The sequence below is a fragment of the Chitinilyticum aquatile DSM 21506 genome (assembly GCF_000430805.1).
Taxonomy (GTDB): Bacteria; Pseudomonadota; Gammaproteobacteria; order Burkholderiales; family Chitinibacteraceae; genus Chitinilyticum; species Chitinilyticum aquatile.
In genome coordinates this window covers 53,201-69,980 of sequence record NZ_AUMS01000011.1, presented here as the reverse complement: position 1 = coordinate 69,980, position 16,780 = coordinate 53,201, and the positions used below count along the sequence as shown (strand labels likewise).

Sequence of the window (16,780 nt, the reverse complement as noted above, 5' to 3'; positions counted from 1 at the left end):
TGACATGAGTTTTCTGCTTGCCGTTGCGCTGATGGCCGTACTGGCCGTGATCCTGGGCGCCGTGCTGGGCTGGGCGGCCATCAAGTACAAGGTTGACGAAGACCCGCTCGTCGACAAGATCGACGCGATCCTGCCGCAGACGCAATGCGGCCAGTGCGGCTTTCCCGGCTGCAAGCCCTACGCGACCGCAATTGCCGACGGCGAGGCTGACATCAACCAGTGCCCGCCCGGAGGGGACGATGGCGTGCGCAAGCTCGCCGACCTGCTGGGGGTCGATTTCAAGCCACTGAATGCGGAAAACGGCGAAGAGAAACCCAAGAGTGTCGCGGTCATCGATGAGAACACCTGCATCGGCTGCACGCTGTGCATCCAGGCCTGTCCGGTGGATGCCATTGTCGGCGCGGCCAAGCACATGCATACCATCATTGAAAAAGAATGTACCGGCTGCGAACTGTGTCTCGCCCCCTGTCCGGTCGATTGCATTTCCATGCAGCCGGTTGGCGAAACCGTGCAGTCGTGGAAGTGGCGCTACCCCGTGATCAAGCTGAAGGTGACCGCATGAACGCGCCCGCCATGAAAGCAAGCCTGCCTGCCAATACCCAGCCCGTTTACCGTTTCCACGGCGGCGTGCATCCGCCGGAAATGAAGCATCTGTCGAATGCTGCACCGATTGTGCCGGCTCCGCTGCCGGCGCGGCTTGTTGTTCCGCTGCAGCAGAGCATCGGCAATCGTGCCAAGTGCCGTGTGGCAGTCGGTGATCTGGTCAAAAAAGGCCAGCTTCTCGCTGCTGCCGACGGCACCGTTTCCGTCGCGGTGCATGCGCCGACCTCGGGAACCGTGGTCGCCATTGATGAGCAGGTGGTCGCCCACCCCTCGGGCTTGGCTGAGCTGTGCGTGACGATTGAAACTGACGGCTTCGATGTCTGGGGCGATCGCACGCCACTCGACTGGCGTGCAGCCCTCGCCAACGGTGACGGCAAGACTATTCGCGACTATCTGCGCGACATGGGAGTGGTGGGACTGGGCGGCGCGGTGTTCCCCTCGCACCTGAAGCTCGGCGGCCGCGATGGGCTGGAAACACTGGTCATCAACGGCGCGGAATGCGAACCCTTCATCACTTGTGATGACCGGCTGATGCGCGAACGCGCCGGCGAGATCGTCGCCGGCATTGCGATTGTCGCTCAGTTGCTGGTCGCCCGGCAGGTGCTGGTTGGTATCGAGGACAACAAGCCCGAGGCTGTCGCGGCCATGCGCGAAGCGCTGGCGGCCAGCGACATTGGCAATGCCCATGTGGTGGTGGTGCCGACGCTGTACCCCTCGGGCGGCGCCAAGCAGCTGATCAAGCTCTTGACCAACAAGGAAGTCCCCAGCGGCGTGCGCTCGACCGATCTGGGCGTGCAGTGTTTCAACGTGGCGACGGTTTACACCATTTTCCGTGCGCTGGAGCATGCCGAGCCGGTCATCAGCCGGATTGTGACGCTGACCGGCAATGTCGCGCGTGCGGGCAATGTCGAGGCGCTGATCGGTACACCGATTGCCGATCTGCTCGATTTTGCTGGAAATCAGAGTGATTCCGAGGGGTATATCTATGGCGGCCCGATGATGGGCTTCGAGCTGCCTGATACCCAGGTGGGTTTGACCAAGGCGGGAAACTGCGTGATCGCGCGCTCTGCCGCGCATTTCCCTACTAAGGCGCCGGAAATGCCGTGCATCCGCTGCGGCGAATGCGCGACGGCCTGCCCGCAGGAACTGCAGCCGATGGACCTGTACTGGTTCTCGCGCAGCAAGAATTTCGGCAAGGCGCAGGAATGGAACCTGTTTGACTGCATCGAATGCGGGGCGTGCGCCTATGTCTGCCCGTCCAGCATCCAGTTGGTCGATTATTACCGCTTTGCCAAGTCGGAAATCTGGGCTGCCGAATCGGCCAAGAAAGCCGCCGATCTGGCGCGGCAGCGTCACGAATTCAAGCAGTTCCGCGAAGAGCGGGAGCAGGAAGAAAAGGCCGCACGCCTCGCTGCGCGCGCCGCGCCCAAGCCGGAAGCTGCCGCGGCTGCGGTTGATCCGGACAAGGCCGCCAAGATCAAGGCGGCGATGGAGCGCGCCGCAGCCGCGAAGGCCGGTGCCGCGCCCGCTAACGAGACCGCTGCGCCAGCCGTGAGTGTCGACGACGACAAGGCCGCCAAAATCCGCGCCGCGATGGAAGCCGCCGCTGCCAAGAAGGCCGCCAGGGCTGCTGCTGAAGCGGGTGGCGAAACGCCGGCGACCAAGCCGGCCGCTGCGCTGGACGAGGAAAAGGCCGCCAAGATTCGTGCCGCGATGGAAGCGGCCAAAGCACGCAAGGCCGCCACTGACGGTGGCGTGACAGCGCCTGCTGCCGATGCGACCGAGCCTGTCGCCAAAGCGGCCATCGATCCGGAAAAGGCTGCAAAAATCCGCGCAGCGATGGAAGCTGCGAAGGCCAAGAAGGAAGGACGCGCCCTCGCGCCCTCTGTATCGGATAATACCCCCGTCGGGGAGGTTGCTGGATCCCTTGCAAATGAAGAGGTGCAGGTTGATACCCCATCTAAACCTGCTCTCGATCCCGAAAAGGCCGCGAAAATCCGCGCAGCGATGGAAGCCGCCAAGGCCAAGAAGGAAGGCCGCGCACCTGCGCCAGCCGTGCCGACTGATACCCCTGCAGGGGCTGCGTCCGCGGCCCTTGCGAGTGAAGTGGGGCAGGTGGATACCCAGGCAAAACCTGCCATCGATCCGGACAAGGCCGCCAAGATTCGTGCCGCGATGGAAGCCGCCAAGGCACGCAAGGCGGCCAAAGAGGGCGGCGAGGCATGAGTGTGCTGATCCTGCCGGGCTATCAGGGTTCGGGCGCATCGCACTGGCAAAGCCGCTGGGAAGCCTTGTACCCGGGGCTTGTCCGCGTGGAACAGCAAAGCTGGGAGCAGCCGGCTGTTGCCGAGTGGGTCGCGACGCTGGATGCCGCGGTTGCCGCTGCCGCTGCGCCGGTATATCTGGTCGCCCACAGCCTTGGCTGTCTGCTGGTGGCGCACTGGGCTGCGCGGCATGATGCCGGCAAGGTCGCCGCGGCCTTGATGGTAGCGCCCCCCAATCCCTGGCGTACCGGTTTCCCTGCTGCCGCCGCGAGTTTTGCCTCGCTGGAGCTGGCACAACTGCCGTTTGCCAGCCTGCTTGTCGCCAGCCGCAATGATCCTTATGCCGCTTTCGATTTCAGCGAAACCCTGGCTGCCGCCTGGGGGGCGCAGCTGGTCGATGCGGGCGAGGCTGGCCACATCAACGCCGAATCGAAACTGGGCGACTGGCCGCAGGGCTGGGTGCTGTTTGAACAATTGCAAACGCAGTCCGTGACCGAGTAATGGACCAACGATGATTACTTCCCCATTTTTTGTTAAGCCGACGCCGCTGCAGGTGGTGATGCTGAAAGTGGCTGCCGCCTTGCTGCCGGCGATTGCCGTGTATGTGCATGTGTTCGGCATCGGCATTCTGGTGCAGCTCACGCTGGCCACGCTGACTGCGCTGGCTACAGAAGCGGCCTGCCTGAAGCTGCGCAAGTACCCGGTCAAGCCTTTCTTGCTGGATGGCTCGGCGATTGTCACCGCCTGGCTGCTGGCCTTGTCCCTGCCGCCGCTGGGAGCCTGGTGGATGGTGGTACTGGCAACCCTTATCGCCATTGCCGTGGCCAAGCATCTCTACGGTGGTCTCGGGCAGAATCCGTTCAACCCGGCGATGATCGGCTTTGCGGTGATGATCGTGTCGTTTCCGGCGCAGATGTCGCGCTGGGCTGCGCCGCTGGCGCTGCAGTCCGGCCCACTCGATGCCGGCGCACAGCTGGCGTACATCTTTACCGGCAGGCTGCCGGGCGGCATCGGCTTTGACGCGATTGCGTCGGCTACGCCGCTGGATACGGTGAAAACGGTGCTGATCCAGCACGGTGGGCTGGGGGACGTGCTGCAGACAACCCTGTTCACCAGTGGCGGCCTGCTGCCCAGCCAGATGGGCTGGATTGCGCTCGCCTATCTGGCCGGGGGCCTGTATCTGCTTTTCAGCCGCATCATTCCCTGGCAGACGCCGCTGTCCTTCATCGCGGGGCTTGGCCTGATGGCCGCAGCCATGCATCTGTACGACCCCAACCACTACACCTCGCCGCTCTTCCATCTGTTTGGCGGTGCGGCGATGCTGGGCGCCTTCTTCATTATTACCGATCCGGTATCCGGCCCGACCACGCCGCGCGGCCGCCTGATTTTCGGCGCCAGCATTGGCGTGCTGACCTACCTGATCCGCGTGTTTGGCGGTTACCCCGATGGCGTGGCCTTTGCCGTGATCATCCTGAATATTGCCGCGCCGTTTATTGACCAGTACACGCAGCCGGCAGTCTTTGGCCGCAAGGCCAAACAGAACGACAGCAGCAAGAAGGGGGCGAAACCATGAAAACCATGCTGAAAAACAGCACGCGTGGCGCGCTGACCCTGCTGGCCTTCTCCGTCGTATTTACCGCGCTGATGGCAGGCACGTACACCTTCACGCGCAACATCGTGCAGAAGAACGAGCTGGATGCCAAAACCGCCTTGCTGGCGCAGGTGCTGCCCAAGGGCAGTTACGACAACAATCTGCTGCAGGATGTGAAGGCGGCAAGCTCAGCGGATTGCAAACGGCTTAATAACGAGGCCGGTTGCCAGATCTATCTGGCGAAAAAAGACGGCAAGACCGTCGCCGCCGTCATCGAAACCGTGGCGCCCGATGGCTATTCCGGCAAGATCAAGCTGCTGGTCGGCGTGAACCGCGATGGCGTGGTGCAGGGCGTACGCGTCATCGCGCACAAGGAAACCCCGGGGCTGGGTGACTACATCGATGCAGCGAAATCGGCCTGGAGCGAACAGTTTGGCGGCAAGTCGCTGACGAATCCGGCTGATAACGGCTGGAAAGTGAAAAAGGATGGCGGCCAGTTCGATTCGACCGCCGGCGCCACCATCAGCCCGCGAGCGGTCGTCAAGGCCGTGCACAATGTACTGGGTTTCGTGAACGAGCAGCGCGCCAGCCTGTTCGGCGCGTAAACGGAGAAACGCGATGAGCATCATGAGCTGGGCCGAAGCCAAGGCCATCATTCACAACAGCATCTGGAAGCAGAACCAGGGCGTGGTTGCCATTCTCGGCATGTGCCCGGTGCTGGTGATGTCGAACAACATCATCAATGGCGTCTCGCTGGGGCTGGCGACCAGTCTGGTGATGCTGGTCTCTGGCGCCGCAATTGCCGCAATCCGTGAATTCGTTCCGAACGAACTGCGCAGTCCGATCTTCATCCTGATCATCGCCGCGCTGGTGACGATGGTCGATCTGCTGATGAATTCGTATGTCCACGATCTATACGTGGTGCTGGGGATTTTCATCCCGCTGATCACCACCAACTGCATCGTGCTGGCGCGCGCCGAAGCGTTTGCGTCGAAGAACGGCGTCGCGCATTCTGCGCTGGATGGCTTTTTCATGGGCATCGGCCTCACCGTGGTGCTCGGTATTCTGGGAGCCGGTCGCGAGCTGATCGGCAAGGGCACGCTCTTGTCCGGCATTGATTTGGTGTTTGGTCCGGCCGCAAAAAGCTGGGTGATTCACGTCATCCCTGCCGAATGGAACTACCAGTTTTTGCTGGCCATCCTGCCTCCGGGCGCCTTTATCGGCCTGGGTTTCCTGATTGCCGGCAAGATGGCGCTGGATCGTCGTGCCGAAGCCCGCGCCAGGCTCGCAGCGAAAGCGGCCGAGCCGGCGGGCCTAGTCGAAGGCCAGAGCCACTGCTGAGTTTGCTGCCATGAAAGGTGCATTGCCTTTCCGCATTCTGCCCCTGATCGCCGAGGGCCTGGCCTACCTGCTGGTGCTCGGGCTGGTGTGGTTTCTGATGTCGGCCGGAAGCTGGGGACGCTGGACATTACTGATTCTTTGCGTTGCGCTGTTCGGGTACGCCATCCGTCTTTATCTGCGGGTGATGTCGGCACCGTTTGACGGGATTGACGAAGATCTGCGCGAGATGGAGCGCAAGGAGCGGGAGGCGCAGTCATGAACAAGGAAACCCGCCGCATTTTCTACGCCAGGCTGGCCGAGCTGGATCCGAATCCGACCACCGAGCTGAATTACAGCACGCCGTTCGAGCTGCTCACTGCGGTGTTGCTTTCCGCGCAGGCGACCGATGTCGGTGTGAACAAGGCGACGAAAATCCTGTTCCCGGTTGCCAATACCCCGGCGGGGATACTGGCGCTTGGCCAGGAGGGGCTTGAGTCCTACATCAATACCATCGGTTTGTTTCGCAGCAAGGCGAAGCATCTGCTGGAGACCTGTCGCATCCTGATCGAACAGCACGGCGGTGAAGTGCCGCGCGACCGCGAAAGCCTTGAGGCCCTGCCCGGCGTCGGCCGCAAGACCGCGAACGTGGTGCTCAATACCGCATTCGGCGTGCCGACGATTGCCGTCGATACGCATATCTTCCGCCTGGGCAACCGCACCGGTCTTGCTCCCGGCAAGGACGTGCGCGCGGTCGAAGACAAGCTGCTGAAAGTAACGCCACCCGAATACCTGCTGAACGCGCACCACTGGCTGATTCTGCACGGCCGCTACGTGTGCAAGGCCCGCAAGCCCGAATGCTGGCGATGCGTGGTCAATGACGTGTGCGACTACAAATCCAAGCCGCTAACTCCGCCGCCAGGCCGCTGATCATGCGGCATTCATGGCTGCAGCTGTTTGCGCTTGTCCCTGTTCTGCTGAGCGGCCATGCCGGCGCTGAATTGCGACAGAGTGTCGAATACGAGCCATATCCGCTATACGCACTTGGCACGGGCCGCCTGGCTGACGACCTGAACCGGGCATCGCCAATTCGCGAGCAGGGAAAGATCTTCTATGGCTATACCTCTTGCCATACGCGCTGGGATTACCGCTGGAATAGTGCGCCATCCGGTGAGTGCAGGATCGCCAGCTCGCTCACTACGGTGCGCTGTGTCGTGCAACTGCCGCAGCTCATTCAGGCGACACCCGCCAAGAAGGCCCGGTTTGATGTGTTTCTACCGCGCCTCAAGGAACATGAGCTGGGCCATGTGCAGATCGGGACCGACGCTGCCGCGCGGATTGATCAGCGCATCATGGGCATGCCGGCTGCAGCCTCCTGCGACGCACTGGAGGCGGCGATAAACCGGGAAACGGCGCTCATCACCAGCAATGCCGCACAGGCGCAGCGTGACTACGACCTGCGCACCGGCTATGGACGCAGCCAGGGGGCCTTTCTCGACTGAGCCTGCATTGCATCCGGTCATTGCGTTGGCACGGCCCGCATCGTCTCACCATTGGCGCTTGGCGGGCCGGAGCGGGCCGATCAGGCGGCGGGAGCCGAATGCAGGCCGATGCGGTTGCCTTCGCAGTCGATGAAGATCGCCATGTGGCCGATTTCGGGGCTGATTTCGGTTTTCGGGCAGACGAGTTCGGCGCCCAGCGCCTGCAGGCGCGCGAGCATCGTATCAAGCTGGCCGTCGGCATTCAGATAGGGCATGACGCCAGTGCGACCCGGTGTGCCTTCGCCCGAAACCAGGGCGCCACCTACGCCCGGTTCCTGGTAGGGCAGCAGGAAACCGCCCTCGCCGCACTCGGTGCGGGTGAGCGGGGTGGCAAACAGGGTGGCGTAGAAATGGCCGGCGCGTTCGAGGTCAAGTACCGGAATTTCGAACCAGTTGATGGCGTGCATGAGATTCTCCTTGTTGATGTTGGGCCGCAGGTGCAGCGGGATGAAGCATGCACGCAGGCTCCTGACAACGTGGTGTCAGTAGCATCCTGGTGAGCTCCGCCACACGGTGCTTGACCACCGCAATCCATCTGCCGGACACTTGCTTACAGCGCGGTGGCACAGGGCTGTGCCGCTGCCAGGCATGACCAAGGATCAGGCATGAGCAGTGCAGAGCATCTCAGGCAGAAATTGCAGGTTGCCCGCTTGCGGCGGCTGGGTCGGGTGACCGACCTTGCCACGCTGCAGCAGCGACTTGACTACCTCTTCGACGGCAACACCCCGGCTGTCAGCCCCTGTGGCGAACACCAGTTGGTGTTTTTCCTGCCCGCCAGGCTGGATGATCTGGTCCAGCTCCTGCAGCGCAAGACCGGCCCGGACGGTTGGCGCGATTTCGACAATTTCGTCTGGGCCTTCGAGGACGAGGACGGCAATTACACGCTCACCCTGCAAAGCGCCCGCAGCCAGTGCCTGATCGTGGCTTCCGTGATCAGCCTGCACCGCGAAGTGCTGGCGACAGAGCAGCGCCTGCGCGATCAGGAAATCGAGCTGGAGCTGGATTGAGGCCGGCGAGGTCGCAATGACTGATGGGGCCAAAACAGGCAATTCGCGTCGCTGATTGTCTGCCGGTGCTGCGCAAGACTTGCACGATTTCCCCTGCATCTTGTTATGCTGCACTGATTGAGTCCGTGGAGCATGCAATGAATCAGAACCCCTTTGCCTCATTGCCCGAGCAGCGCCTGCTGGTCACCGGCGGCACCGGTTTCATCGGCCGCGCGCTGGTCGGGCAACTGCTCGCCGCCGGCCATATCGTCATGCTGTATTCGCGCCAGCCCGGCGCTGCGAAGTCCTGCTTTCAGGGGCGGGTCGGGGCGTTTTCGCGCTGGGATGAGTTGAGCGATACCGAACACTTCGACGCCATCATCAATCTGGCTGGCGCGCCAGTGGTCGGACCGCGCTGGTCGGCAGCGCGCAAGCAAGCCTTGCTCGACAGCCGCCTGGGAACGACCGCAGGGCTGCTTGGCTGGCTGGCGCGGGCGCGGCACAAGCCGGCGGTGCTGGTGAATGGCTCGGCCATCGGCTACTACGGCTGCCGTGGTAATGAGGAAATTGATGAAAGCGCCGATTCGCCGGCTGGCGAATTCCAGGCGCAGCTGTGCCGCGAATGGGAGGCCGAGGCGATCAAGGCCGAGGCCTTCGGCATTCGTGTCGTGCGCCTGCGCCTCGGCCTGGTGTTCGGCCCCGGTGGCGCCTTCCCGAAGCTGCTACTGCCTTTCCGGCTGGGGGTGGGCGGGCGCATGGGTGACGGCAGGCAGGTGATGAGCTGGGTGCACCGTGACGACGTGCTGGCGGTGATTGCCCGCGCGATTGCCAATCCGGGCATGCAGGGCGCCTACAACCTGACCGCGCCGCAAGCGCTGACGCAAGGCGAATTCGCCGCGCTGGCTGCTCGGCTGTTGCACCGGCCGAATCTCTTTGCCACGCCGGCATGGCTGATCGATGGTCTGGCCGGCGAAATGGGCGCACTGTTCACCCGCGGCCAGCGCGTCGTGCCCCGGCGCTTGCAGGACGAGGGCTATGTGTTCCTCTACCCCGATCTGGAAAAGGCACTGGCCGACTATCTTGCCGCATAAACTGGCAGTGGTGTTGATTCGGGTATATTCATGTGGCCATTTATTTGAAAAGGCTGCATGGGCATACCCTGTTCTGTCTGCGAGATTCGCCGCAATGGCAGGGCAGGCTCTCCGTGGCCGCGCACTCCCATCCTGCGCTTGACAGAAACGTGGCCGGGGCGGATTTTCATCTTTCCCCTGAATACGCCGAGGATAAAGCCATGAGCAAACCGGCCCTGCTGATGAGTGCCTGCCTGTGCGGACAGGCCGTGCGCTACGACGCCACTGGCAAACCGCTGCCTGCGGAATGGGCGGCTAGGCTGTCCGCGCGCTTTGCCATTGTTCCCGTTTGCCCGGAAATGGCTGGCGGGCTGCCCGCCCCGCGTGCGCCGTGCGAGATTCGCGGCGGTGATGGTTACGATGTGCTCGCTGGCCGGGCGGAGGTCATGACTGCTGCAGGGGATAATCTCAGCTTGCCCTTTTGCCGTGGTGCCACACGCGCGGCAGATCTGGCGCGCGAGCATGATTGCCATGTCGCGCTACTGAAAGCCAATAGTCCATCCTGTGGCAGCGGTACGATCTACAGCGGCGACTTTGATGGCCGGCACAAGAACGGTGACGGTGTATGCGCGGCTGCTCTGCGCCGCGCTGGCCTGGCGGTATTCAGTGAGCTGGAGCTTGAGCAACTGCTGCAGGAGGCGGAACAAGCTTGACCGGTACACGGCCGGCCATGCCGTCCATTGCTGCATGAACTGATACTTGCGTTTGTATAGGCTGCTAGCCCTTGCAATTAGTGGGCTTGAATGTCATACCCGCGCTCAGAACAGCATTCCGGCGAGCTTGCGCAGGAGATCTTCGGCCGACATCATGGTCAGCAACAGTGGAAGCAGTGGTGCGACAGTGCTGGCGGCAAGAATGAGGATGGCATCGCGGGTGACCGGTACGGTGCGCATTGCGCGTACCACCTCATAGGCGCTGCCCAGGTCGACGAGTGACGACATGTCGGAATTGCCCGTCATTTCCACACCATCCTGCGTGCCATCACGCAGCCATTTATTGTCGAACTCACGGTTGTGCCGCATTACCAGTGCACCATACTCCCGATTGCCGTCACGCTTGGCCTGCGCCAGCTGCGGGGTGAAGAGCAACAGGGGGCCGAGTACCAACAGCTCCATGAATACCACCATCAGCAGGACTTCCACCTTGAAGTCGGTCAGTACCGCACCATCGAAGAAAATGCGGTTGGCCAGCATCGCTGCCAGCATCGCCCCGTGCGCGGTGGCCAGTGGTGTGAAGGCATAAAAGGTACCGGCAATGAAGCCCAGCCCGCCCAGATGGTCGGTGTGCGTGGGCAATAGCTGCAGCGGCAGGCGCGAAATCTGCCACAAGAGTCGTGCCCAGATGAAAATGCGGAAATACCAGCGCAGCAGCAGGAACTGGAAAACCGGCAGGCTCACCAGCACATACCACCAGCCGGCAGGCGTGAAGTGCAGCCCGTCCGGGCCAGAGTGCGCGTACCAGGTACTGGTGTCGAGCACGACAAATTGCTGCCAGATCAAAAGCCCGAACGCATAAACGATGCCAATCAGCAGCAGCTCGGCGCGCGGCGAATTGCGCAACCGCATTGCCCTGTCAATCGCGTTGTGAAAGTGTGGCAGATCGGCCTCGGCAATGAGGCCCCGATCAAGAAACTGCTGCATTACCTTGCGCAGGCGCAGGTGCACGAGCAGCTCGGCTGACACCAGGACTGGAATGGCCAGCAGCAAGCGCACATGCACTTCGGCATCAAGCAGGAAGGGTATGGCAACTGCCCCGCCCAGCGCCTCGCCGCTGATTGCACAGATCAGCAGCAAGGGCAGCCACGTCAGCAGTGCAATCACCACGATGCGCCGCTGCAAAAGCCCTTCGGCATCGTCGGACAAGCGGGAGCGCAACCAGAGCTGGAAAAGCGGCCCACCCAGCACCAGAGAGAAATCCTGGTTCTGCTTTTGCTCTTTATTGGCTTGGGCTGGCTGTGTGCTGGTCATGGCATGCTCCTGCGCTGCCATTCCAGCATAGAGCGAGGCAGAGGCGGCTGCCACGCCGGGAGAGGGATTGCAGTGGGGGGCCGGGAAGACAATGCAGCCGGCCCTCTGCCTGCCTCGTGCTAAGTGGTGCATCAGGGCTGGTGGTTTGCCATATCCGGGGCAACCCGGGTTCTCAGAACCAGGGGTTTTTATTATCCGGAGCTATTTTTTCAACGCCCAGATGCCACTTCCCGCACGACGCGGAAACCGAAATATTGCCCACGGTAGGTACGCAGGCGCTGGTCGCGTACTGCCGTACGCAATTCGGTGCTGCTGGTCAGCCAGTCGCCGCCGCGCAGGCTGGCTGCATCGCAGCCCCAGCCTTCGCTGCGCGCGCTGCCGTCGCTCGGTGCCTTGGTGTAGTCAGCGAACCAGCAATCCGCCGTCCATTCGCTGACGTTGCCGATCAGGTCGTACAGGCCGAAGGCATTGGGCTGGTAGCTGGCGATGGCGTTGGTGTAGATCGCCTTGTCGGTGCAGGCCGGGCGAGCTTCGGCGGCGGTGCCGGCGAGCTTGCCGATGCTGCTCTGGTCCAGTCCGTTGGCGTAGCGGCAGGATTCGTCCGGGCTGTCGCCCCAGGGGCGGCTGGTCTTGCTGCCGGCGCGGGCGGCGTATTCCCATTCCGTCTCGCTGGGCAGGCGGTATTTGCCGCCGGTCTTGCGGCTGAGCCAGGCCAGGTAGCGCTCGGCATCTTCATAATTCACGCAGACCACCGGGTCGTTCTCGCTCTGCGCAAAGCCGGGATTGCGCCAGGATTTGTCGGGTTGTTTCTGCGGCTCGCGCCCGTTGAAGACCCAGCAACCCAGCGGGGCGTCGTAGCCGGTTTCCTCGACGAAGGCCGCCCATTGACCGCGTGTCACTTCGCTGCGCCCCATTGCCAGCGGGTAGGCAATGCGGATCGCGTGTTGTGGCTGTTCTTCGCTGCGGTTATCGGTTCCGGGCTGGCTGCCCATGATGCCGCTGCCTTGCGGTAGCCAGACCATTTCCGGGCAGTCGTCGCATTCCCGGAAGGACTTGCCCGGTGCATAGGCGGGCAGCGTGTAGCTGCCGCGAGTAGCTTTGCTGGCGATGGTTGTGCTGGCAGTTTGTGTGGTGGCCGGTGCGCTGCGCGCCGGGTCGAGGTAGACCTTGCCGGTGATGTCGCCGTACTGCACCGGTAACTGCTTGCCAGCCGTCGCTTGCTTTACGCTCTCGTACACTTCGTCGAACTGGCTGCGTACCGGCAGATCCTTGCGCCCGAGCCATTGGGCGAGCGCGCTGGCGTAGGGGCTGTTCTGGCCGTCGCCGTCGAGTGCGACCTGGCCGTCCCGCGTCGAGTAGGCAATAAGGAAGCCGCTGCGCTCGCTTTCCATGCGCGCCAGCCCCTTGTTGCCGGAACGCGTTTTGGCGGCCAGCGGGTTGTTGCGGCAGGCATCCAGAATCACGATATTGAGCTTGGCATTGGCGCTTTCCAGCGTTTCCAGCAGCAGATCGGCGGGAACGCCTTCGCTCTCGACGCTGGCCTGTGCGCTGACGGCCGCATCGACTGGCAGCAGGTAGTTGCGCTTCTGTGCGTTCTGCATGCCGTGGCCGCTGTAATAGACCAGCACGGTGTCGGCATCTTTTGCCAGCGTGGCGAGCTCCTGCAGTTGCTGGACGAGTTCGCGCCGGCCGAGGTTTTCGCGCACGATGACGGTGTCGAATTTCTGCTCGTTGCGCAACACGCTGGCCAGCAGGCGCGCGTCGTTGCCAGGGTTTTTCAGTGCCGCTTCCTGTGCGTACTGGCTGTTGCCGATCAGGAGCGCGACGCGTTTGCCGGCGTGCGCGGCGGGCAGCAGCAGGGTCAGCGTCAGGGTCAGCAGCGGTACGATGAGGCGGGTCATGGTGCAGAGGTCTCCGGGGTGGATGGGGCCAGAGCAGCGGCAAGCGCCTGGCTGGCGGCCTGAAGTTCGGCATTGTTCGGGTCGAGTTGCTGCAGGCGGGCGAGTGTCTGCTGTGCGCCGGCCCAGTCGCTGATCTGCAATTGCTCGTGCAGCAGGTACAGGTCGGCGGCAGGGTCGCTGGCGGCGCTGCCTGCACGCCAGCTGGCGTAATTCGTGCTGACGCGCTCCGGCAGCCTGCTGCTGCGCACATTGCTCACGGCGCCCAGCTGGCGGATCTGGCGCAGATCGCTGCGGGTTTGTGCGAGCGCATCACGCATCGCCGGTGGCAGCGTACGGGTGGCTGCGGGCTGGCGGCCGCTGGCCTCCGTTGCCTGCGTCGCGCCGAGTGTCAGGCGTGCGGGACCGCGCCAGCTTTCCTGGCGGCCTTCGCTGATCCACACAATCTGCAGGCTGCCGTCTGCGGCAATGTCGAGCACATCACCGGCATTGAGCCGGCTGTAGGGCTTGATGGCTTCGTGGCGCTCCGGACTGATGACGAGCTGGCTGTGCTCGCTTTGCAGGGCGACGATGTGCGGTGCGGCGAGCAGCTGGGCGCAGAGCAGTGCGACAGTCACAGCAAGGAGCTGGGCCAGGGATCGGACGAGCGGGGGGCGCTTCATGTCGGGCCTCCGGTCAGGACGTGTGGGGCATGGATGGGGGCTGCCAGCCGAGCACGGCATAGGCGCGGATTGGCTGGCTGCGGCCTTTCAGTGCCAGCTCGGTACAGCGCCCCAGGTGCAGGCCGCTGACCTGGCTGACGCAGGCTTCGCTGGCGATGATGCCACCATCGTGCTCGCGGCTGAGCGTTTCAAGGCGCGCAGCGACATTCACCGTGTCGCCGATGGCGGTGTAATCGGTTTTCAGTGTCGAGCCGATATGGCCGATGACCAGCGAGCCGCTGTGCAGGCCCACGCCGATACGGAAATCCGGCAGGCCCGCACCGGCAAAGCGCTTGGCCACATGCCCGGCGTAGTCGCGCGCGGCATCCTGCAGGCGGATGGCCGCGGTCATCGCACGGCGGGCGTGGTCGGGCTGGTGCAGCGGGGCACCGAATTCGGCCATCAGCGCGTCGCCGATCAGCTTGTCGACGGTGCCGCCGGCCTCGAGCACAACCGTGCAGGCCAGCTCGAACCAGCCATTGAGCAATTCGACGACCTCTTCCGGTGGCAGCTGCTCGGCAATCGCGGTAAAGTCGCGCAGATCGCAGAACATCACGGTGGCTTCGACGCGCTCGCCGCCCAATTCAAGCGGGGTATTGCTCTGCACGAGCTGATTTACAATGGCCGGGGAGACATACCTGCCAAAAAGCTCGGTGGCACGACGCTGGCGCGAGTTTGCCAGATTCAGCCGCAGCGCGAGCGCAGCCAGCAGGCAGACCAGCACGCTGACTTGCGCGGCGAGCACCGGAAATTGTGCATCATTGCTGCAGGCGATCCAGCCGGCACCCGCCAGCAGGGCCAGCATGCCGAGCGCCAGCGGCAGCAGCCAGCGCGTGCGCAGCTGCTGCAGCAGCCACAGCAGCAGGATGGATTGCAGCAGCAGGTAGAGCAACAGCGCCCACTGCGGCAGCGTGGTCACGCGGCGGCCGTCCAGCAGCATCTGCGTGCTTTGCGCCAGCACTTCCGGCCCGCTCATGAAGGTTGCCGCAGGCCCGCTGCCGTAGGGCGTGAGGTGCCAATCCTGCAGGCCGGTGTAGGCGCCGCCGATGATGATGATCTTGCCGGCAAGCTGCTGCACGGCGGGATTCTGCAGGGCATCGGGGGCGAGCAGCATGTGCATCGGAATGCGTTGCACGGTGCCGGGCGGGCCGCTCCAGGCGATGCGCTGGATTTCCGGCACCTGGAGTGAGGGGAGCAGGTGGCGCGCCAGCAGCAGCGGCATTGCCAGGTGCGGCGTTTCCGGATCGGCTTCCGGCCAGCTGGCATGCAGGTGACGGATCACGCCGTCGGCGTCAGGTGGCAGGTCGACCCGGCCCAGCGTGCGCGTGAGGTCGAAATCGGGGGCGGCGATGGTGTAGGCGGCGGCCGGCAGCTGCAGGTGTTCAGATTGCTGCAATGCGGGTAGCAGCACTCGACCGGAGGCAATGGCGGTACGCAGCGGCTGATCGTAATCGCGGGCGGCCGGGCTGTTCTGGTCGGCCAGCCACTGTTCGGCCGAAATGCCGAGCATGAAATCGAGCGCCACAACCTTTGCCCCGGCCGCCAGTGCCGTATTGCTGGCCTGGGCAAACAGCGGCGACCAGAAGGCCAGCGGCGTGTCGGGGTAACGCGCCAGCGTGGCATCGTCCACCGCGACGATCACCACATCGCTGACCGGTGCCTGCTGGCCGGCATGACGCACGAACTGATCCTGCCAGAGATTGTCCAGCCCGGGGAAAAGGCGGGGCAGCAGCAGGCCGGCCAGCACCGCAAGGGTGATGGCCAGCGCATTGAAAGCACGCAGCAGCTTGGGCGAGGCTAAGGGCATGACGGGCGATGATCCGGTCTCTGCGGTGCCTGACCTGACTGGATCAGGGCACCGCGTTGCAGTCAGGCAGTTCCATCTGGCATCCGGTTCGCTGGCGGGAACAGCGGGCTGGCAGTTTGCGCAGCCGCAAGTTTGCTCCAGCCACAGGACACCGGCATGGCAATGTAACGGTCTTTCAGGCGGATGTCTGCCAGCTTGCGGAGATTTGCCGCCTGGCCGTGACGCCAATCACACAGCCAGCGCGGCTGCGGTCACTGCGCAGGGCGCGATGCGGCAGGGCTGCGGCCATACCAGCGTGGCGCGGAGATCCGGTGCCAGCTGCGTCGTATCCCAGGCCGGCAGCGGGCCGGCATCGCCGGACAGGGCGGGCGGTTCGCCCACCACATGCGCGCGCCAGCCGCCCTTGTAGGCCGCCTCGCGCAAGGTCCACAGGGTATAGAAGCGAGTCCTGGCATCCGGTTCGTCGTCGGCCTCAGCCAGCCAGCGCTCGTCCGCCGGGCAGAATTTTCGCGCTAGGCGCGCATAGTTGCGGGGCTGCTCGGCTTCAATATCGAGCCCGCAGGCTCCAGCGGGATTCAGAGCTACGGCGAGTACCGTGCCGCTGTGGCTGATGCTCGCACGGCACACCGGGTAATCCGGCAGCACGGGGTAGCCATCGGCGTGCTCGGCAAGGTCGGCCAGCCGCAGGTCCGGGGCCAGCAGGGCGCGAGCGGCATGCAGCAGCAGCAGGCGGCCGAGCACGAACTGCAGCGCGCGCGACGCATGCGTCATCCCTGCCAGCCGGCCCTGGCTGCTGGCGCTGAGCCGCAGCGCCAGATCGGCGGGCAGCGGCATGGCGGCTGGCATGTGCAGCCAGAAAACGGGAATGTCGGTCGTGGCCATGCGGCAGGATCTCGCTTGCGGGAAGGGCGGGCGCATTCATGCGCAGCGGCATGATTATGCAGCAGCCTGGCGGCATAGTGATACCGTTGGCAA

General features: G+C 63.8%; 18 protein-coding genes. 12 read left to right on the top strand and 6 right to left on the bottom strand.

All coding sequences use genetic code 11. The features are described 5' to 3' along the window. Positions 1-4 precede the first annotated feature (4 nt). From rsxB to H559_RS0108370, 9 genes are read left to right on the top strand one after another with little or no spacing between them, the layout of a single operon-like run. Positions 5-562, top strand: a complete 558-nt coding sequence (rsxB, locus tag H559_RS0108410; protein WP_028452345.1) for an electron transport complex subunit RsxB — start codon at positions 5-7, stop codon at positions 560-562. Beyond that, positions 559-2,829: an electron transport complex subunit RsxC gene (gene rsxC, locus H559_RS19535; protein WP_245579351.1), complete on the top strand. Its 2,271-nt coding sequence runs from the start codon at positions 559-561 to the stop codon at positions 2,827-2,829. Before rsxB ends, rsxC begins: the two co-directional genes overlap by 4 nt. Continuing rightward, complete coding sequence (locus H559_RS0108400) at positions 2,826-3,368, top strand: RBBP9/YdeN family alpha/beta hydrolase (RefSeq protein WP_028452344.1); 543 nt, start codon at positions 2,826-2,828, stop codon at positions 3,366-3,368. Before rsxC ends, H559_RS0108400 begins: the two co-directional genes overlap by 4 nt. 10 nt (positions 3,369-3,378) lie before the next feature. Next, positions 3,379-4,440, top strand: a complete 1,062-nt coding sequence (locus H559_RS0108395; RefSeq protein WP_028452343.1) for an RnfABCDGE type electron transport complex subunit D — start codon at positions 3,379-3,381, stop codon at positions 4,438-4,440. Beyond that, the gene (gene rsxG / locus H559_RS0108390; protein WP_028452342.1) at positions 4,437-5,063 is read left to right on the top strand and encodes an electron transport complex subunit RsxG; all 627 of its coding nucleotides are present in this window, start codon (positions 4,437-4,439) and stop codon (positions 5,061-5,063) included. Before H559_RS0108395 ends, rsxG begins: the two co-directional genes overlap by 4 nt. Positions 5,064-5,076: 13 nt before the next feature. Further along, complete coding sequence (locus H559_RS0108385; RefSeq protein WP_245579350.1) at positions 5,077-5,799, top strand: electron transport complex subunit E; 723 nt, start codon at positions 5,077-5,079, stop codon at positions 5,797-5,799. A gap of 10 nt (positions 5,800-5,809) precedes the next feature. Next, positions 5,810-6,058, top strand: coding sequence for a hypothetical protein (locus H559_RS0108380; protein ID WP_028452340.1), 249 nt, complete (start codon positions 5,810-5,812; stop codon positions 6,056-6,058). After that, positions 6,055-6,705, top strand: a complete 651-nt coding sequence (gene nth, locus H559_RS0108375; protein ID WP_028452339.1) for an endonuclease III — start codon at positions 6,055-6,057, stop codon at positions 6,703-6,705. Before H559_RS0108380 ends, nth begins: the two co-directional genes overlap by 4 nt. A 2-nt stretch (positions 6,706-6,707) precedes the next feature. Then, positions 6,708-7,277: a DUF922 domain-containing protein gene (locus H559_RS0108370; RefSeq protein WP_028452338.1), complete on the top strand. Its 570-nt coding sequence runs from the start codon at positions 6,708-6,710 to the stop codon at positions 7,275-7,277. 80 nt (positions 7,278-7,357) lie between these two features. Here H559_RS0108370 and H559_RS0108365 read toward each other — a convergent pair whose 3' ends face one another. Then, positions 7,358-7,723 (bottom strand): VOC family protein, encoded by a 366-nt coding sequence (locus H559_RS0108365; RefSeq protein ID WP_034640403.1) that lies wholly within the window; start codon positions 7,721-7,723, stop codon positions 7,358-7,360. A gap of 198 nt (positions 7,724-7,921) precedes the next feature. Between H559_RS0108365 and H559_RS0108360 the strand changes: the two genes are divergently transcribed. The 3 genes from H559_RS0108360 to H559_RS0108350 all read left to right on the top strand — a co-directional run bounded on the left by H559_RS0108360 (position 7,922) and on the right by H559_RS0108350 (position 10,085). Further along, positions 7,922-8,323 (top strand): hypothetical protein, encoded by a 402-nt coding sequence (locus tag H559_RS0108360; RefSeq protein ID WP_028452336.1) that lies wholly within the window; start codon positions 7,922-7,924, stop codon positions 8,321-8,323. A 137-nt stretch (positions 8,324-8,460) separates the two neighbouring features. Next, positions 8,461-9,393, top strand: a complete 933-nt coding sequence (locus H559_RS19530) for a TIGR01777 family oxidoreductase (protein WP_051279128.1) — start codon at positions 8,461-8,463, stop codon at positions 9,391-9,393. Between the two features lie 200 nt (positions 9,394-9,593). Further along, positions 9,594-10,085, top strand: coding sequence for a 2-thiouracil desulfurase family protein (locus H559_RS0108350; protein WP_028452335.1), 492 nt, complete (start codon positions 9,594-9,596; stop codon positions 10,083-10,085). A gap of 105 nt (positions 10,086-10,190) precedes the next feature. Here H559_RS0108350 and H559_RS0108345 read toward each other — a convergent pair whose 3' ends face one another. The 5 genes from H559_RS0108345 to H559_RS19520 form a co-directional block, all read right to left on the bottom strand. Further along, a complete protein-coding gene (locus H559_RS0108345) occupies positions 10,191-11,399 on the bottom strand; it encodes a hypothetical protein (protein WP_028452334.1) in 1,209 nt (402 codons plus the stop codon). Between the two features lie 209 nt (positions 11,400-11,608). Further along, positions 11,609-13,300 (bottom strand): SUMF1/EgtB/PvdO family nonheme iron enzyme, encoded by a 1,692-nt coding sequence (locus tag H559_RS21625; protein WP_051279124.1) that lies wholly within the window; start codon positions 13,298-13,300, stop codon positions 11,609-11,611. Continuing rightward, positions 13,297-13,959 (bottom strand): hypothetical protein, encoded by a 663-nt coding sequence (locus H559_RS0108335; protein WP_028452333.1) that lies wholly within the window; start codon positions 13,957-13,959, stop codon positions 13,297-13,299. The genes H559_RS21625 and H559_RS0108335 overlap by 4 nt, the downstream gene beginning before the upstream one ends. A gap of 13 nt (positions 13,960-13,972) precedes the next feature. Next, complete coding sequence (locus tag H559_RS0108330) at positions 13,973-15,805, bottom strand: adenylate/guanylate cyclase domain-containing protein (RefSeq protein ID WP_028452332.1); 1,833 nt, start codon at positions 15,803-15,805, stop codon at positions 13,973-13,975. 228 nt (positions 15,806-16,033) lie between these two features. Continuing rightward, positions 16,034-16,687: a 4'-phosphopantetheinyl transferase family protein gene (locus H559_RS19520; RefSeq protein ID WP_051279122.1), complete on the bottom strand. Its 654-nt coding sequence runs from the start codon at positions 16,685-16,687 to the stop codon at positions 16,034-16,036. Positions 16,688-16,780: the final 93 nt, after the last annotated feature.

Excerpts from the sequence above, each read along its gene's own strand:
- rsxB (WP_028452345.1), top strand. The coding sequence starts at position 5 with ATGAGTTTTCTGCTTGCCGTTGCGCTGATGGCCGTACTGGCCGTGATC.
- rsxC (WP_245579351.1), top strand. The coding sequence starts at position 559 with ATGAACGCGCCCGCCATGAAAGCAAGCCTGCCTGCCAATACCCAGCCC.
- H559_RS0108400 (WP_028452344.1), top strand. The coding sequence starts at position 2,826 with ATGAGTGTGCTGATCCTGCCGGGCTATCAGGGTTCGGGCGCATCGCAC.
- H559_RS0108395 (WP_028452343.1), top strand. The coding sequence starts at position 3,379 with ATGATTACTTCCCCATTTTTTGTTAAGCCGACGCCGCTGCAGGTGGTG.
- rsxG (WP_028452342.1), top strand. The coding sequence starts at position 4,437 with ATGAAAACCATGCTGAAAAACAGCACGCGTGGCGCGCTGACCCTGCTG.
- H559_RS0108385 (WP_245579350.1), top strand. The coding sequence starts at position 5,077 with ATGAGCATCATGAGCTGGGCCGAAGCCAAGGCCATCATTCACAACAGC.
- H559_RS0108380 (WP_028452340.1), top strand. The coding sequence starts at position 5,810 with ATGAAAGGTGCATTGCCTTTCCGCATTCTGCCCCTGATCGCCGAGGGC.
- nth (WP_028452339.1), top strand. The coding sequence starts at position 6,055 with ATGAACAAGGAAACCCGCCGCATTTTCTACGCCAGGCTGGCCGAGCTG.
- H559_RS0108370 (WP_028452338.1), top strand. The coding sequence starts at position 6,708 with ATGCGGCATTCATGGCTGCAGCTGTTTGCGCTTGTCCCTGTTCTGCTG.
- H559_RS0108365 (WP_034640403.1), bottom strand. The coding sequence starts at position 7,723 with ATGCACGCCATCAACTGGTTCGAAATTCCGGTACTTGACCTCGAACGC.
- H559_RS0108360 (WP_028452336.1), top strand. The coding sequence starts at position 7,922 with ATGAGCAGTGCAGAGCATCTCAGGCAGAAATTGCAGGTTGCCCGCTTG.
- H559_RS19530 (WP_051279128.1), top strand. The coding sequence starts at position 8,461 with ATGAATCAGAACCCCTTTGCCTCATTGCCCGAGCAGCGCCTGCTGGTC.
- H559_RS0108350 (WP_028452335.1), top strand. The coding sequence starts at position 9,594 with ATGAGCAAACCGGCCCTGCTGATGAGTGCCTGCCTGTGCGGACAGGCC.
- H559_RS0108345 (WP_028452334.1), bottom strand. The coding sequence starts at position 11,399 with ATGACCAGCACACAGCCAGCCCAAGCCAATAAAGAGCAAAAGCAGAAC.
- H559_RS21625 (WP_051279124.1), bottom strand. The coding sequence starts at position 13,300 with ATGACCCGCCTCATCGTACCGCTGCTGACCCTGACGCTGACCCTGCTG.
- H559_RS0108335 (WP_028452333.1), bottom strand. The coding sequence starts at position 13,959 with ATGAAGCGCCCCCCGCTCGTCCGATCCCTGGCCCAGCTCCTTGCTGTG.
- H559_RS0108330 (WP_028452332.1), bottom strand. The coding sequence starts at position 15,805 with ATGCCCTTAGCCTCGCCCAAGCTGCTGCGTGCTTTCAATGCGCTGGCC.
- H559_RS19520 (WP_051279122.1), bottom strand. The coding sequence starts at position 16,687 with ATGGCCACGACCGACATTCCCGTTTTCTGGCTGCACATGCCAGCCGCC.